17 protein-coding genes are annotated in these 16,429 nt (G+C 62.9%); 15 read left to right on the top strand and 2 right to left on the bottom strand.

What is annotated here, in order from left to right:
• Nucleotides 1–5: 5 nt before the first annotated feature.
• Nucleotides 6–1,718 carry a pilus assembly protein gene (locus JT360_RS22120; RefSeq protein WP_214474042.1) on the bottom strand — a complete coding sequence of 571 codons (1,713 nt, stop codon included), beginning with the start codon at nt 1,716–1,718 and terminating at the stop codon, nt 6–8.
• Between the two features lie 452 nt (nt 1,719–2,170).
• On the opposite strand from JT360_RS22120, the gene rpsF reads away from it, so the two are divergent.
• The 12 genes from rpsF (at nt 2,171) to JT360_RS22060 (ending at nt 13,302) form a co-directional block, all read left to right on the top strand.
• Nucleotides 2,171–2,671, top strand: a complete 501-nt coding sequence (rpsF, locus tag JT360_RS22115; RefSeq protein ID WP_010915168.1) for a 30S ribosomal protein S6 — start codon at nt 2,171–2,173, stop codon at nt 2,669–2,671.
• Entirely contained in the window at nt 2,671–2,919 is a 249-nt protein-coding gene (gene rpsR / locus JT360_RS22110; protein ID WP_006203718.1) for a 30S ribosomal protein S18, read from the top strand. Before rpsF ends, rpsR begins: the two co-directional genes overlap by 1 nt.
• Nucleotides 2,920–3,131: 212 nt before the next feature.
• Entirely contained in the window at nt 3,132–3,716 is a 585-nt protein-coding gene (gene rplI / locus JT360_RS22105; RefSeq protein WP_214474040.1) for a 50S ribosomal protein L9, read from the top strand.
• A gap of 165 nt (nt 3,717–3,881) precedes the next feature.
• A complete protein-coding gene (locus JT360_RS22100) occupies nt 3,882–5,174 on the top strand; it encodes a cyclopropane fatty acid synthase (RefSeq protein ID WP_214474039.1) in 1,293 nt (430 codons plus the stop codon).
• Nucleotides 5,175–5,264: 90 nt separating this feature from the next.
• Nucleotides 5,265–5,435, top strand: coding sequence for a YnfA family protein (locus JT360_RS22095; RefSeq protein ID WP_214474038.1), 171 nt, complete (start codon nt 5,265–5,267; stop codon nt 5,433–5,435).
• Between the two features lie 3 nt (nt 5,436–5,438).
• Entirely contained in the window at nt 5,439–6,401 is a 963-nt protein-coding gene (locus JT360_RS22090; RefSeq protein ID WP_214474037.1) for a small ribosomal subunit Rsm22 family protein, read from the top strand.
• Nucleotides 6,402–6,627: 226 nt separating this feature from the next.
• On the top strand, nt 6,628–8,118 hold the full coding sequence (locus tag JT360_RS22085) for a replicative DNA helicase (RefSeq protein WP_214474034.1): 1,491 nt from the start codon (nt 6,628–6,630) through the stop codon (nt 8,116–8,118).
• Nucleotides 8,119–8,354: 236 nt separating this feature from the next.
• Nucleotides 8,355–9,773 carry a DNA repair protein RadA gene (radA, locus tag JT360_RS22080; RefSeq protein WP_214474033.1) on the top strand — a complete coding sequence of 473 codons (1,419 nt, stop codon included), beginning with the start codon at nt 8,355–8,357 and terminating at the stop codon, nt 9,771–9,773.
• A 47-nt stretch (nt 9,774–9,820) separates the two neighbouring features.
• Nucleotides 9,821–10,480, top strand: coding sequence for a CvpA family protein (locus JT360_RS22075; RefSeq protein WP_214474031.1), 660 nt, complete (start codon nt 9,821–9,823; stop codon nt 10,478–10,480).
• Between the two features lie 171 nt (nt 10,481–10,651).
• Entirely contained in the window at nt 10,652–12,121 is a 1,470-nt protein-coding gene (gene purF / locus JT360_RS22070; protein ID WP_214474029.1) for an amidophosphoribosyltransferase, read from the top strand.
• A gap of 32 nt (nt 12,122–12,153) precedes the next feature.
• The gene (locus JT360_RS22065) at nt 12,154–12,894 is read left to right on the top strand and encodes an SDR family NAD(P)-dependent oxidoreductase (RefSeq protein ID WP_214474024.1); all 741 of its coding nucleotides are present in this window, start codon (nt 12,154–12,156) and stop codon (nt 12,892–12,894) included.
• Between the two features lie 189 nt (nt 12,895–13,083).
• The gene (locus JT360_RS22060) at nt 13,084–13,302 is read left to right on the top strand and encodes a hypothetical protein (protein WP_214474023.1); all 219 of its coding nucleotides are present in this window, start codon (nt 13,084–13,086) and stop codon (nt 13,300–13,302) included.
• Nucleotides 13,303–13,461: 159 nt separating this feature from the next.
• On the opposite strand, the gene JT360_RS22055 is transcribed toward JT360_RS22060, so the two are convergent.
• On the bottom strand, nt 13,462–13,968 hold the full coding sequence (locus JT360_RS22055; protein ID WP_214474022.1) for an OsmC family protein: 507 nt from the start codon (nt 13,966–13,968) through the stop codon (nt 13,462–13,464).
• On the opposite strand from JT360_RS22055, the gene JT360_RS22050 reads away from it, so the two are divergent.
• The 3 genes from JT360_RS22050 to JT360_RS22040 are packed head-to-tail and all read left to right on the top strand — an operon-like array spanning nt 13,943 to nt 16,428.
• A complete protein-coding gene (locus tag JT360_RS22050) occupies nt 13,943–14,131 on the top strand; it encodes a hypothetical protein (RefSeq protein WP_214474021.1) in 189 nt (62 codons plus the stop codon). The two genes, JT360_RS22055 and JT360_RS22050, sit on opposite strands and share 26 nt — an antisense overlap.
• 41 nt (nt 14,132–14,172) lie before the next feature.
• Nucleotides 14,173–15,279 (top strand): agmatine deiminase, encoded by a 1,107-nt coding sequence (aguA, locus tag JT360_RS22045; protein WP_214474020.1) that lies wholly within the window; start codon nt 14,173–14,175, stop codon nt 15,277–15,279.
• Between the two features lie 45 nt (nt 15,280–15,324).
• Nucleotides 15,325–16,428, top strand: coding sequence for a polyamine ABC transporter substrate-binding protein (locus JT360_RS22040; protein WP_214474019.1), 1,104 nt, complete (start codon nt 15,325–15,327; stop codon nt 16,426–16,428).
• The last annotated feature ends 1 nt before the right edge of the window (nt 16,429 follow it).

Genomic DNA, 16,429 nt, shown 5'->3' with positions numbered 1-16,429 from the left:
CAGCGTCAATTCGTCAATTGCAGCTTCGAGAACTTGTTGGCGATTTGCTCGAACACATTTGGCAGTTTGCTTGGATCGTTGACTGCGTAGTAGTCGCTGGGATCCGAGGCGCAGGCGCTGTAGAGCGTGCGGTTGGCGGCGGTGTCGGACTGCAGCACCATGGTGTAGATCTCGGCACCCTGGCTCTTCAGTTGCGTGCAGACGCTTTTGGTCCAGCCGTCGACATTGCGCGCGGCGGTGGCCTGATTGTCCGATCCAAGCCGACCGGCGGTGCCATAGGCTGAGCCCGCGAGATAACCATAGGACGTATAGTCGGATCTGGTCGTCTCCTTGCTGGCGCCGTAGACCACGTTCTCACCGTCGGTGAGCAACATGACGATCTTGCTCACTCCAGGCGTGTTCCATGGCGTTCCCTCGGTATACGGCTCCGTTGGCGACAACACCCGCTGGCCCCAGGCCAGGCCTTCGGAGACGTTTGTGCCGGACCCTGCCCACGCAAACATCTTGCCAGCCTCCTTGCGAAGCTTTGTGAAATCTTCCGTCAACGGAACGATTGGCGAGGGACAGGACCGGTTTGGCCCTACCGTCAATTGCAAGGCATTTGGATCGTTTGTGGCAGCGATGGTGTCAATGCCGATGTTCTGCGGTGCCACATACTTGGCGACGGTTTCGAGATCGTTCTTCGAGGGATCGGAGGTGCTTCCAAGCAAGCCGCTCAAATCTATTCCGAGGATATTCAGCCCCCCATTCTTGGCAAGCTTGGCCTGATCAGGGGTGTCGTCGACGAAAGAGTTGTTGTAGTAAGAAGCGTTGTTCGAATAGCTACTGGAAGGTTTCGTGCCGAGCCCTGGACTGTCCGGTGCGAAGTACGGCACGAACAGAGTGTCGGGGTTGGACGGGTCCGGCGGCGTGTCGGAGATATTAAGGCTACCAGGCCGCGCCTCGACGCAGCCTTTCCACCCCGTATCCGTCCCTTTGTCATCCTTCCACCCCGTCAACTTGGCAGCCGAGGCGGGATCTTTCATAAGCTGCTTGAACAGCGCCATATGATTGGGACGCTTGCTACTGATGGTGGGAAAATTGATCCCATTGGTGGATGACTTGCCATCCATGTCGACCCAGGACGGATCGAACCCATCGCCATTGACATTGACCGCGGTCACGAACGGAACCAGCGCCACGCGGACCTTGCGCGTTGGTGATTGTACCGCTTCGAGATAGTTGAGCAGATTGTTCGTCGCTGTCTTCAGGGCAGAAATCCGGGCACCGGCCATCGAGCCGGTGTTGTCCAGCACCAGCACGACTTCGAGCTGATTGTTCGATTCGACAGCCGAGGCACCGACGACGATGTGTTTGCTTTGGCCAAACAGGAAGGCGAAGTTCAGATTGACGTCCGCCGAGGCAACCGCCTTGGTCTTGATGAAGTTAACGCCCCTGTCGACGGTTAGCGTCGCCTGGGCGTTCGCGAGTTCGCCATGCCCGACGATGTTGGCCTGAAAATAGCGGTTGAACGCGTCGGTGCGGCTAATTTCGAGATCGCCGAGATGCGAAGAGGCCAGATTGGCGGCGTCGAGCGCGTTCTGCAGGTTGCTCTTGGCCCGCATGACGGTGGAGACGTCAACCGCGAAGGCCACGGCAGACAGGATGGCCGGCAGGCCCAAGCCCATCAGAAGTGCAAAATTGCCGCTCTTCGAGCGCCAGAACCTGTTGAGAAGCATTCTTACCCCCGGAAATGCTTGCCGCCTGTCGTGCGCGGGCTGCCCGGGCTTTTGCGCCTTCCATGATGAATCGACGGTTGACGGCGGGACCCAACCCCGTGCAACCTGACATTGTGGTTAAGGGCCGGTTTCTGTAAAAATCGCCACGCCCTGCCGGCGCTGCCGCTTGCTTTTCCAGCTCCCCGCGACATCAGGGACGCCGCTTGCCCTTGCCTTATCAGCGGATTGCTGTATGAACGCCGCCAATCTGCCGGTCCCAGCTGGGGGCTGAACGGAGGGCCGGAGGTTTTATCAAAAGCCTTCGCGTGAAGCCAGAAGTGCTTCCGCCTCCCGTGTCTCCGCTCTCGACCGTCTCGTCATGCTCCTTTCTTCCCCGATTTCCGGGTCAGAGAAGTTGCAGAGGCTTTTGCCGCCGGGAACCGGGAGAGAAACGAAGAAAGGCACAAGACATAATGGCTCTTTACGAACATGTGTTTCTTGCCCGGCAGGACCTCTCGCAGCAGCAGGTCGATGCGCTTGTCGAACAGTACAAGGGCGTCATCTCCGCGAATGGCGGGTCCGTCGGCCGGGTCGAGAACTGGGGACTGAAGTCCCTCACCTACCGGGTCAACAAGAACCGGAAGGCCTACTACACGCTGATGGACCTTAACTGCCCGCCGGCCGCGCTCAACGAGATGGAGCGCCAGATGGGTCTGTCCGAGGACGTCCTTCGGTTCCTGACCATCAAGGTCGAGGCGCATGAGGAAGGCCCGTCGGCCATGATGCAGAAGCGCGAAGAGCGCTCCGAGCGCGGCAGCTTCGGCGACCGCGACCGCGGCGATCGTGGTCCGCGTTCGTTCGGCGACCGTGATCGCGGCGACCGTGGCGATCGTCCGCCGCGTTCGTTCGGCGACGCCGGTGGCGATCGTGGTCCGCGCCGTCCGCGCGAAGGCTTTGAAGGGGGTGCAGAATAATGGTCGACATCAACCAGATCCCGACCCGGCGCCCGTTCCATCGTCGCCGCAAGACCTGCCCGTTCTCCGGCGCCAACGCACCCAAGATCGACTACAAGGACGTGCGTCTCCTGCAGCGCTACATTTCCGAGCGCGGCAAGATCGTGCCGTCGCGCATCACCGCCGTCAGCCAGAAGAAGCAGCGTGAACTCGCCAAGGCGATCAAGCGCGCCCGCTTCCTCGGCCTGCTGCCCTACGTGGTCCGCTAATTCTCCCGAACGGGCGGTTCGCCGCCCGTTCCTTTCTCCGGCCATGACGGGCATGCCGGTTTAGCCACCAAATCCCGAGTTGAGGTCAAAACCTCTAACTGCCGCGACAGGCAGGACAGCGACACCGGCGGCAACGCCTTTTGCTTCCTGACCTGTTCCAGAAATTCGGTGTCTGCCTTGTGGACGGACGCCCAACCAAAAGGAACAAAACCATGGAAGTCATTCTTCTCGAACGCGTTTCCCGCCTCGGCCAGATGGGCGATACCGTCAAGGTCAAGGACGGCTTTGCCCGCAATTTCCTGTTGCCGCAGGGCAAGGCGCTGCGCGCCAACGAAGCCAACAAGAAGAAGTTCGAAGGCCAGCGCGCCCAGCTTGAAGCCCGCAATCTCGAGCGCAAGTCGGAAGCCAGCCAGGTTGCCGAAAAGCTCGACGGCAAGAGCTTCATCGCGGTTCGTTCGGCAGGCGAGACCGGCCAGCTCTACGGTTCGGTATCGACGCGCGACATCGCCGATCTGCTGACGGCGGAAGGGTTTACGGTCAACCGCAACCAGATCCTGCTCAACCAGCCGATCAAGACCATCGGTCTCACCAATGTGGCGATCGCGCTGCATCCGGAAGTCGAAGTCACCATCACGCTCAACATCGCCCGCACCGCGGACGAAGCCGAGCGCCAGGCCAAGGGCGAGACGCTGACCACGGCCGAAGCCATCTATGGTGAGGACATCAACGACAATGCGCGGCCGGAAAACTTCTTCGATCCGAATGCCGAGTTCGAAGGCGGCGAAGACAACGCCTGATAACGCACGGAGTGCTGGACCGGCGCTTCGAATCGTCGGTTTCCAATACTGGACCAATGCCCGGGCCTCTCGCCCGGGCATTTTTGTGCCAAAAGGAACTTTTCGAAACCCTATATATTGATGCAGAGTAGGACAGCCTGTCTGACCGTGAGGGGACATCGGACTATGAATATTCTGTTGAAGCGCGTTCTCGACCGCCTGGTGCGCACCGGCAGTCTCAAGGTAACCGGGCCACAAGGCTCGACAATTACCTTCGGCGACGGCAGCGGCGAGCCGGTGCACATGCACATCAAAACCCGACACGCCGAACGCGCCATCACCTTCGATCCGATGCTGGCGGTGCCAGAAGCCTACATGGACGGCGAACTCGACATTCTCGAAGGCGGCGTGCTCGGACTGATGCGCATCGCCTTCCAGAACATGGGCAGCGGCGGCATCGACGCGACATGGTCGAAGGCCATCGAGGGTCTGCGCCACGCCTTCCGGCGCCTGCAGCAGATCAACACCGCCTCGCGCTCGCGCCGCAACGTGCAGCGCCACTACGATCTGTCGGGCGATCTCTACCGGCTCTTCCTTGATGAGGACATGCAGTATTCCTGCGCCTATTTCGAACAGCCGGACATGACCCTGGATGAGGCGCAGGCCGCCAAGAAGCGCCATATCGCCGCCAAGCTCAGGCTGAAGGCCGGCCAGACCGTGCTCGATATCGGCTCCGGCTGGGGCGGGCTCGGCCTTTATCTCGCCAAGGCCTTCGACGTCGACGTGCAGGGCGTGACACTGTCGACCGAACAGCATGGCGTCGCCACCGACCGCGCGCATGCGCAAGGGCTGGAAAACCACGTCCATTTCGAGCTGAAGGACTACCGCGAACTCAACGAACGCTTCGACCGCATCGTTTCGGTCGGCATGTTCGAACATGTCGGCGTCAACCATTACCGGACCTTCTTCGACAAGGCGGCAACGTTGCTGAAGCCCGATGGCGTCATGCTCCTGCACACGATCGGGCGCTCCGGCGTGCCGTGGGCGACGAGTGCCTTCATCCGCAAGTACATTTTCCCGGGCGGCTACATCCCGGCAATGTCGGAGGTGCTGCCGGCGATCGAGAAGTCCGGCCTCGTGGTCACGGACGTCGAGATCCTGCGGCTCCATTACGCCGACACGCTGAAGCACTGGGGCCAGCGCTTCGCCGCCAATCGCGACAAGGCGAAAGCCATCTACGATGAGCGCTTCTGCCGCATGTGGGAATTTTATCTGGCCGCTTCGGAAGCCGCCTTCCGCTGGCAGGACCTGGTCATCTTCCAGTTCCAGATCACCAAGCAGAACGACACGCTGCCGATGACCCGCGACTATATGGCCAAATGCGAAAAGTCGCTCGAGATGCGCGACTTGGGCCGCCGCGAAGCGGCGCCCGTCGAGAAGCCCGCCAAGCCCGCCCGCCGCCGCAAGGTGGCGGAATAAAATGCCGTAGGCACGCCGGTTGCCTTTGGCGCTTGCCATTCCCGGCCCCTGCCCTGAAAAAGGCCTCGTGATCGTCGCGAGTCCCTTTTCATGACCCATCTCCTCCACACCGCCGCGGCACTGGCCGAGATCGCCGGCTGTTTTTCGGTATGGGCCTGGTGGCGGCTGGAAGGCGTGCGGCCCGACCGCTGGGATTTTGGCGGTGCGGCGCTCTGCATCGCCGGCGCTTCGCTGATCCTGCTCGCACCGCGAGGGGCATAGGGCATGGAGCTGCCGGCCTCTCTTCGACAAGCCGTCGATCGTATCCTGGAAAAAATCCCGCTGCCGGAGCTGAAGCAGGCAGCGAAAACCCTGTCGGACCGCTACCGCGCCGAACTGCGCGACGGCCGTCTGCACATGGCGCAGGACTTTGCGGTTAGAGCCTATCTGGCAACGCGATTGCCGGCGACCTATGCCGCGGTCCGCGCCAGCCTCGACGCGCTGGCCGAGGCCCGGCCGGATTTCATGCCGAGAACCCTGCTCGATGTCGGCGCCGGGCCTGGTACGGTGCTTTGGGCCACCTGCGAGCTCTGGCCCGATCTCGAACGGGCCCTGTTGCTGGAAGCGAGTGCGGCGGTCCGCAAGGTCGGCGAAACGCTTGCCGCCGATGCCATCACGGCCAGGACCGTCTGGCAGGCCGGCGACGTCACCATCGACCTCGCCGGCCTTCAGCCGGCAGACCTCGTCACCTGCGCCTATGTGCTGGACGAGATCATCCCGGCGTCCCTGCCCAGAATGGTCGACCGGCTGTGGCAGCTCACGACAGACACATTGCTGATCGTCGAGCCGGGCACGCCTGCGGGCTGGCAGCGAATTCTGGCGGTGCGCGCGCAATTGATCGCGGCCGGCGCGCATCTGCTGGCGCCTTGTCCACACCAAACGCCCTGCCCGCTCAACCCGCCCGACTGGTGCCACTTTTCCCGTCGCGTCGCCCGCTCGCGCCTGCACCGGCTGGCCAAGGACGCGGAAGTGCCGTGGGAGGACGAGAAGTTCATTTATGTCGCAGCGTCGCGGCATGCAGCGCCGGTCCGCTCGGCGCGCGTGATCGCGCCGCCGAAATCCGGTTCCGGCAAAGTGCTGCTCAAACTGTGCGAACCGGACGGCGGCGCCCGCGAGAGGCTTTTCACCAAACGCGACGGCGAACTGTTCAAGGTGGCGCGGCGGCTGGACTGGGGCGATTCCGCCTAGGGGCTAAATCCCTTGATTTCGTTCTTTATTTGTTCTATTCCTCCTACGAATCACAACCTTGCCAAGTCAACCGGAATCGGAGCACGGGAATTCTGTCCTGTGGACGGTGTGCCCCTCCTGTGAACAGTGGGCATCAAAGCCGGTTGGGCAGGGACTGTTGCAGATAAGTCAGCACCGACTTTTCCCGTTCTGATATCGAGAGGCCGGGATCGACATCGGGGACATCATGGCAGAAGCAGCGCGAAAATTCGGCGTGGCGGAGCAACCGCTCTACCGCGAGGCGCCGAACAACATCGAGGCCGAGCAGGCGCTGCTCGGTGCGATTCTCGTCAACAACGATGCCTTCTACCGCGTCTCCGACTTCCTGAAGCCCGGCCATTTCTACGAACCCCTGCATCGCAGGATCTTCGAGATCGCGGCCGAACTCATCCGCATGGGCAAGGTGGCGACGCCGATCACCTTAAAGACCTTCCTGCCGGCCGACGAAAAGGTCGGCGACATGACGGTTGCGCAATATATCGTGCGGTTGGCGGTCGAAGCGGTCACCGTCGTCAACGCCACCGATTATGGCCGCGCCATCTATGACCTGGCGACGCGGCGCGCGCTGATCACCGTCGGCGAGGACATGGTCAACATCGCCTATGACGCGCCGGTCGACATGTCGCCTTCCGAGCAGATCGAGGACGCCGAGCGCCGCCTGTTCGAGTTGGCCGAAACCGGCCGCTATGATGGCGGCTTCGAGAGCTTCACCGATGCGGTCAAGACCGCGGTCGACATGGCCAACGCGGCCTATATGCGCGACGGTCATCTGTCCGGCCTAGCCACCGGCATGCGCGATCTCGACCGCCGCATGGGCGGCCTGCAATCGTCCGATCTGATCATCATCGCCGGGCGTCCAGGCATGGGCAAGACATCGCTCGCCACCAACATCGCCTTCAACATTGCCGAGATGTATGAGCCGGCGCAGCAGGCCGACGGCTCGTTCAAGGCGGCCAATGGTGGTGTCGTCGGCTTCTTCTCGCTCGAAATGTCGTCCGAACAGCTCGCCACCCGCATCATTTCCGAACAGACCGAAATTTCGTCCTCGAAGATCCGCCGCGGCGAAATCACCGAAATGGACTTCGAAAAGCTGGTCGCCTGTTCGCAGACCATGCAGAAGATCCCGCTGTTCATCGACCAGACCGGCGGTATTTCGATTGCACAGCTGTCGGCCCGCGCGCGTCGCCTGAAGCGCCAGCGCGGCCTCGACCTGATCGTCATCGACTATATCCAGCTGATGCAGGGTTCGAGCGCCAAGTCTTCGCAGAATCGTGTGCAGGAGATCACCGAGATCACCACGGGCCTGAAGGCGCTGGCCAAGGAACTGGCCGTGCCGATCATCGCGTTGTCGCAGCTGTCGCGTCAGGTTGAAAGCCGCGAAGACAAGCGCCCACAGCTATCCGATTTGCGTGAATCCGGTTCGATCGAGCAGGACGCCGACGTCGTGATGTTCGTCTATCGTGAGGAGTATTATCTCAAGAACCGTGAGCCGAAGCTCGGCACGGAGGAATACGTCAAGTGGGAAAACGAGATGAACGAGATGCGCGGCAAGGCCGAGGTGATCGTCGCCAAGCAGCGCCACGGCCCGACGGGCTCGGTCACGCTCGCCTTCCACGGCGAATTCACCCGCTTCTCCGATCTGGCTGAGGAGCACCATATCGCGGAGAGGTTTGAGTGACCTCTTGAAACAGACCTCGATCCGTCCCACCCCCCTCTGTCCTGCCGGACCCCTCAAGGGGGGAGATTTGATGTCACGCGGGCTTTCCCCAATTGCCAATCTAACGAGATGGGCGGTAGGATCGAAGCTGCTGATCTCCCCCCTTGAGGGGGAGATGGCCGGCAGGCCAGAGGGGGGGCCTGTCCCTCCGACCTGCCTGTTGTTGTTTGCATTTTCTCCCGAACTGGCGCCGCTCCATGGCTAAATCGCGCGTCCAGTTCATCTGCCAGAATTGCGGGTCGGTGCATCAGCGCTGGGCCGGCAAATGCGATGCCTGCGGCGAATGGAACACGCTGGTCGAGGAAGGCACGTCCGGCGGCATCGGCTCGGGGCCAGCCAACACGCGCAATGCCCGCAAAGGCCGCGCGGTGGTGCTGACAACCTTGTCGGGCGACATCGAGGATGCGCCGCGCATCGTCTCGGGCATCGGCGAACTTGACCGCGCCACCGGCGGCGGTTTTGTGCGTGGTTCGGCGCTGCTGGTCGGCGGCGATCCCGGCATCGGCAAGTCGACGCTGCTCACCCAAGCCGCTGCGGCTCTTGCTTCCAAGGGCCACCGCATCGTCTATGTCTCGGGCGAAGAGGCCGTCGCCCAGATCAGGCTGCGCGCGCAGAGGCTCGGCGTTGCCTCGGCGCCGGTCGAGCTGGCGGCGGAAACCAATGTCGAGGACATTCTTGCCACGATCGCCGACGGCAAGCGGCCGGATCTGGTCATTCTCGATTCGATCCAGACGCTGTGGACCGATCTTGCCGATTCGGCGCCCGGCACCGTTACCCAGGTGCGCGCCGCCGCCCAGGCAATGATCCGCTATGCGAAATCCACGGGTGCAGCGATCGTGCTGGTCGGCCATGTCACCAAGGAAGGCCAGATCGCCGGACCGCGGGTCGTCGAGCACATGGTCGACGGCGTGCTCTATTTCGAGGGCGAAGGCGGCCATCACTTCCGCATCCTGCGCACGGTGAAGAACCGCTTCGGACCGACCGACGAGATCGGCGTCTTCGAAATGTCGGACAAAGGTTTGCGCGAGGTTTCCAATCCATCGGAGCTGTTCCTCGGTGAGCGGCATGCGAAATCGCCGGGTGCGGCCGTTTTCGCCGGCATGGAAGGCACAAGGCCCGTCCTGGTCGAGATCCAGGCGCTGGTCGCGCCCTCCAAGCTCGGCACGCCGCGCCGGGCGGTGGTCGGCTGGGACGGCGCGCGATTGTCGATGGTGCTGGCGGTGCTGGAGGCGCATTGCGGCGTTCGCTTCGGCCAGCATGATGTCTATCTGAATGTTGCCGGTGGCTACCGCATCAGCGAGCCGGCGGCCGATCTCGCGGTCGCCGCCGCATTGGTTTCCTCGCTCACCGGCCTTGCCCTTCCCGCCGATTGCGTCTATTTCGGCGAAATCAGCCTTTCGGGCGCGGTGAGGCCGGTTGCGCATGCGCAGCAGCGCCTCAAGGAAGCCGAAAAGCTGGGGTTTGGTAGCGCGGTTCTGCCCTTGGGCAGCGAGGAACTTGTTGGTGCCAATGGGGCCGGGGGGATCGGGGCCGGCGCTTTCCAGCCCACCGAGCTTGCCGACCTCGTGGCGCGCATATCCGGCTCACGCCGAAGCCGCGTGGACGATGAAGAGTGACGCGGCTCGTCGGGCCGTGAACAAGAGATCGGAGTGGGGCGAAAGACATGCCGATTACGCTGCTTGACGGAATTCTCGTCGGCTTCACCCTGGTCTCGGCGATGCTCGCCATGGTTCGCGGCTTTTCGCGCGAGGTCCTGTCGGTGGTCTCGTGGGCAGCGGCGGCGGCGGCGGCTTACTTCTTCTACAAGCCGGTGCTGCCCTATCTGAAGCCCTATATCGACAATGAGAAGATCGCCATGGCGGCCTCGGCCGGTGTCGTTTTCATCATCGCGCTGATCGTTGTCTCGGTCATCACCATGAAGCTCGCCGACTGGATCATCGATTCCCGGATCGGCGCGCTCGACCGGACGCTCGGTTTCCTCTACGGCGCCGCGCGCGGCATCCTGGTCGTCGCGGTCGCCCTGCTGTTCTTCAACTGGCTGGCCGGCACCAAGGCGCCCGCCTGGGTGACAGAGGCCAAGTCGCGGCCGCTGCTGGAATCGATTGGCGCCAAGATTGAGAGTCTGCTGCCCGCCGATACCGAAAACGCAATCCTGAAGAAGCTCAGCCCGAAAGCGGGCGGCGACACTCAGGCTGCCCCGGATGCGCCAGCGGCGGATGTGCCGGCGACAGGTGACGATGCCAACGCGCCGGCTCCCGACGACAATGACACCGGCCCGGCGGACAACACGGCCAAGCCGGCGCCGGCAGCACCGGCAAACTGACGCGCCTAGGCTCTTTGTTTTTGACGCAATTCCGGACGGAAAACCGTTTCACACTTTTCCTGGAATTGCGCCAGAACGGGCGCCCGAGCGGACGATGGTATGAACGACCGCACGGTTTGCGTTGCTTTCGACGCGTGAGCGCCTTATATGGCGATTTTAGCGGAGCTTAAGATGGCAGACGCAGACGACGTGCTTTCCGCCGAGGCCGACGATCATTTCCATGACGAATGCGGCGTGTTCGGCATTTTCGGCCGGCAGGACGCGGCAGCCATCGTCACACTCGGCCTGCACGCGCTGCAGCATCGCGGCCAGGAAGCGGCCGGCATCGTCTCTTATGACGGCACCCAGTTCCATGTCGAACACCATGTCGGCCTGATCGGCGACACCTTCACCAAGCAGCGCGTCATCGACAGCCTGCAAGGCAACCGCGCCATCGGCCATACGCGCTACGCCACGACAGGCGGCGCCGGCATGCGCAACATCCAGCCCTTCTTCGCGGAACTCGCCGATGGCGGCTTTGCCGTTGCCCACAACGGCAATTTGACCAACGCCATGACGGTGCAGCGCGCGCTGCAGAAGCAGGGCGCGATCTTCTCCTCCACCTCCGACACCGAGACGCTTCTGCACCTGGTTGCGACCAGCAAGGAGCGCGACCTCAACTCGCGCTTCATCGACGCGGTGCGGCAGGTCGAGGGCGCCTTCTCGCTGGTGGCGATGACGGCCAAGAAGATGATCGGCTGCCGCGATCCGCTCGGCATCCGCCCGCTGGTGCTGGGCGATCTCGACGGCGCCTGGATCCTCGCCTCCGAGACCTGCGCGCTCGACATCATCGGCGCGCGCTTCGTGCGCGACCTGAAGCCCGGCGAGATGGTGGTCGTCACCTCCAAGGGCATTGAAAGCCTGTTCCCGTTCGAGCCGCAGAAGACCCGCTTCTGCATCTTCGAATATGTCTATTTCGCCCGGCCGGATTCTTCGGTCGAAGGCCGCAACGTCTACGAGGTGCGCAAGCGCATCGGCGCCGAGCTGGCGCAGGAAAACCCGGTCGAGGCCGACATCGTCGTGCCGGTGCCGGACTCGGGCACGCCGGCGGCAATCGGCTTTTCCCAGGCAGCCGGCATTCCCTTCGAACTTGGCATCATCCGCAACCACTATGTCGGGCGCACCTTCATCCAGCCTGGCGATTCGATCCGCCACATGGGCGTCAAGCTGAAGCACAACGCCAACCGCCGCATGATCGAGGGCAAGCGTGTGGTGCTGGTCGATGACTCGATCGTGCGCGGCACCACCAGCCAGAAGATCGTGCAGATGGTTCGCGACGCCGGCGCCAGGGAAGTGCACATGCGCATCGCCTCGCCGCCGACCAGCGCCTCCTGCTTCTACGGTGTCGACACGCCGGAGAAGTCGAAGCTCCTGGCTTCCCGCATGTCGGTGGAAGAAATGGCCGAGTTCATCCGCGTCGATTCGCTCGGATTCCTGTCGATCGACGGGCTCTACCGCGCCGTCGGTGAGGCGAGCCGCGACAACGACCAGCCGCAGTTCTGCGACGCCTGCTTCACCGGCCAGTACCCGACCCGCCTGCTCGACTTCGAAGGCCACGACAACGTACGCACGCTGTCGCTGCTGGCGACGAGCGGGGCATAGGTGCCGGACGCCGACCTCACGGAAATTCTCGCATGACCCTCGACCTCTCCGGCCGCGTTGCGGTCGTCACCGGCGCCTCGCGCGGCATTGGCTATTTCATCGCCAGGGAACTGGCCGCCGCCGGTGCGCACGTCATCGCGGTGGCGCGCACGGTGGGCGGGCTGGAAGAACTCGATGACCAGATCAAGGCGGCCGGCGGTCAGGCGACGCTGGTGCCGCTCGATCTCGCCGATATGGCCGGCATCGACCGGCTGGGCGGCGCCATTCATGAGCGCTGGGGCAAGCTCGACATTCTCGTCGCCAATGCGGGCGTGCTTGGCGTCATCTCGCCGATCGGCCATGTCGAGGCGAAGACCTTCGAGAAGGTGATGACCATCAATGTCACCTCGACCTGGCGGCTGATCCGCTCCGTCGACCCGCTGCTGCGGCTTTCGGATGCCGGCCGGGCTATCATCATGTCGTCCAACGCAGCGCATTCGGCGCGCGCCTTCTGGGCGCCTTACGCGGCATCGAAGGCGGCGGTCGAGACCATGATGCGCTCCTGGGCGCACGAGACGCAAAGTCTGCCGCTACGCGTCAATGCCGCCGACCCGGGCGCCACCCGCACGGCCATGCGAGCCCAGGCCGTGCCCGGCGAGGATCCGGAGACGCTGCCGCATCCTTCGGAGATCGCCAAGCTCATCGTGCCGCTGGCCAGCCCCGACCTGAAAGAGACTGGACTGATCTTCCAGGCCAAGCACAACCGCTTCGTCGCTTACAGGCAGCCGGAATAAACCTAGGCAACCCGAATAAAACTGAGATCGCACGCCAAGACCGCGGACAGAACCGCCGCATCGCCACGCGGCTGTGATCTGAGCGTGAAAACGCTGCGCCGCGGCCATGCTTTCGTCATTTCCGTAGAGTTGTTAGGATCGAAACGACTCCGCAACAAGCGCCCCGCTGGGCAGAATAAGGAAATTCCCATGGCTACAACCGCAGCGTTGGTCTGGTATCTCGTAATCGCCGGCCCGCAGGGCGGCATGGTTGTGCTGCCCAGCACCTTCGACAAGCGCGAGCAGTGCACCGCCGCCATCACCGAATACCAGAAGCAGCCGACCCCGGCCGGCTGGTCTGTACAATGTGTGCCGAGTGCCTCGCCCTTCACCGACGAGGGCGACGCCGAAATGCCGTCGGCGCAGTGATGAGCGTAATCTCCCCTGTTGAGGGGGAGATGGCCGGCGGGCCAGACGGGTCGCCGCGCGTGGAGCGCTGACCTCCTCTGCCGCGAAAGTGGTGTCGCGTCAGGACGTCCGACCCCTTTGTCGCCTTCGACGACATCTCCCCCTCAAGGAGGGAGATCATTAGCGCCGGGCACCTACCGTCAATTCCGGCTTCTGGCTGATGGTCTGGAACACCACACAATAGCGCTCGGTCAACTTCAGCAGCGAATCGATGCGCTCCTGCGGTTCATCCGTGTCGAGATCGAAATTGAGCCGGATGGCGCGAAAGCCGACCGGCGCGTCCTTGGCGACACCAAGCGTGCCGCGAAAATCAAGATCGCCTTCGGCTTCCACCGTGGCGGCGCCGAGCTTGAACTCGAGCGCCGTCGCCACCGCTTTCAGCGTCACGCCGGCGCAAGCCACCAGCGCCTCCAGCAGCATGTCGCCGGAGCAGAGTTCGAGCCCTGAGCCGCCCGTTGCCGGATGCAGACCGGCAATTGCCAGCGCCCTGCCCGTCTCCACCTTGCAGGCGACCGATTGGTCGTCGATCGAGCCCTTCGCTCTCAGAGTGATCAGCGCCTGCGAAGGGTCGTCGCGATAGGCCTGTTTCAGTGGGGCCTGCATGGCCTTCAATCCGGTCGCATCCATTCCGCTGCCTCTTCGTCGGCTGTTCCTGTCGTCGGCGTACGCCGCCTCGCCAAGACTCGCCCTGATCGCACTGGAAGGCAAACGATATTCGTTTCCGCTGCTGGCGCGCGGACACCGCTATCCCAAATGGGACATTGACGGACCGGACCCCAAAAACGTCTGATCGGGGCAAATGCCCTCGCTCCTTCTTCCGGTGATCGCGCAATGCCACGTACCCTCTCGACGAAGCCGAAACAGGATGGGTTTCGCGCGCCTGGCGAATTCGAACCCAAATCAGGCTGCTGGCTGATCTGGCCAGAGCGTCCCGACACCTGGCGCCTGGGCGCCAAGCCTGCGCAAAAGCTGTTCACCGATGTCGCCGCGGCGATCGCGCAAAGCGAGCCGGTGACGGTCGCCGCATCAAGCCGCCAATGGCAGAATGCCAGAGCGCGATTGCCGAGCCATGTGCGCGTCGTGGAAATGTCCACCAACGATTCCTGGCTGCGCGACAGCGGCCCCAATTTCGTCGTCAACGACCATGGCGAGGTGCGCGGCGTCGACTGGATCTTCAACGCCTATGGCGGGTTCGATGGCGGGCTCTACACACCGTGGGACCTGGACGACCTGGCGGCGCAAAAGGTGCTCGAGGTCGAAAGGATGGACCGCTACCGCGCGCCGCTGATCGCCGAGGGCGGCGGCCTGCAGTGCGACGGTCAGGGCACCCTCATCACGACCGAACAATGCCTGCTCAACCCAAATCGCAATGCCCGTCTCGGCAAGGCCGAGGTTGAGCGGCAGCTGGGAGACTATCTCGGCGTCGACACCATCATCTGGCTGCCGCGCGGTCTTGCCTTCGACGAGACCGACGGCCATGTCGACGACGTCTGCTGCTTCGTGCGCCCGGGCGTGGTCGCGCTGAGCTGGACCGACAACCGGGACGACCCCCAATATGAGATCGTGCGCGAGGCCGAGGAGGTGCTGCGTTCGGCTCGTGACGCGCGGGGCCGGGCCCTGGAGGTTCATCGGCTGCCCCATCCCTTGCCGATCGAGATGACGCCGGAAGAAAGCGAAAGCGTCGATCGGCTTGATTCGACCTGGGCACGACCCGCCGGGAACCGGATCGCGGCCAGCTACATCAACTACTATCCGGGCAACAGCGCCGTTGTCGTGCCGGAGTTCGGCTCCGATCTCGACGTGAAGGCCAAGGAGAAGCTGGCCGCGCTGTTTCCCGGCCACAGGATCGTCGGCATCGAGAACTCCCGCGAGATCTTGCTTGGCGGCGGCAATGTCGCCTGCATCACCTTGCCCGTCTACGCGCCACAACGACGGTGACGAACGACATAGGCCGGCAGGACCGGCTGACAAAGGAGGACACTCATGCGCGCTCTGATCTTCTCAACCGTGCTTGCCGGGCTGGCTTGTGGCACCTGCACAGGCGCGGCGTCGGCGGACGAGGAAAAGGTCGTCAACGTCTACAACTGGTCCGACTATATCGCGCCGGACACAGCCGAGAAATTCGAGAAGGAGACAGGCATCAAGGTCCGCTACGATGTCTATGACGGCAACGAGGTGCTTGAAACCAAGCTGCTGACCGGCGGCTCGGGGTATGATGTGGTCTATCCCTCGGCCTATCCGTTCCTGAAGAACCAGGTGAAGGCGGGAGCTTTTCTGGAACTCGACACATCGAAGCTTGCGAACCGCTCGAAGATCGATCCGCAAGCCCTCTCGCTGATCGCCGGCGCCGATCCACGGAACCTGCATGCCGTCCCTTACATGGCCGTCACCGACGGCATTGGCTACAATGTCGCTGCGGTCAAACAGCGGCTGCCGGACGCGCCGACGGATTCCTTCGCCATGGTCTTCGACGTCGACGTGATCAAGAAGCTTTCCGATTGCGGCGTGGCCATGATCGATGCGCCGGCCGAAGTCATCCCGATGGCGATGAACTACCTTCATATCGACCCCAAATCGACCAGCTCCGACGATCTCGCCAAGGTGGAGGAGCTGATGGGCAAGGTGCGGCCCTACATCCGCTATTTCCATTCGTCGAAATACATCAACGATTTGGCGAATGGCGATATCTGCGTCGTGCTTGGCTGGTCGGGCGACATACTTCAGGCAAGAACCCGCGCCGCTGAATCCGCCAAGAAGCTGGAGATCGCCTATTCCATTCCCAGGGAAGGTACGCTCATCAACTTCGATATGATGGCGGTGCCGAAGGATGCGCCGCATCCCGAAAACGCCCAGGCCTGGATCAACTTCAATTTGCGGCCCGATATCGCCGCGGCCAATTCCAGCTATGTCTCCTACGCCAACGCGATACCGGACTCCTTGCCGTTGATGGACAAGGCGATAACCAGCGATCCCGGCGTCTATCCTGCCGATGACGTAAAGGCCAAGCTGTTCGTGGTGGACAACAACGATGCCAAACTGCTGCGATCGCAAAACCGCATGTGGACGCGCATCGTGACTGGACAATAAA

The sequence above is a fragment of the Mesorhizobium sp. dw_380 genome, assembly GCF_018588885.1.
Classification (GTDB): domain Bacteria; phylum Pseudomonadota; class Alphaproteobacteria; order Rhizobiales; family Rhizobiaceae; genus Mesorhizobium.
This window is presented reverse-complemented; position numbering and strand designations above follow the sequence as displayed.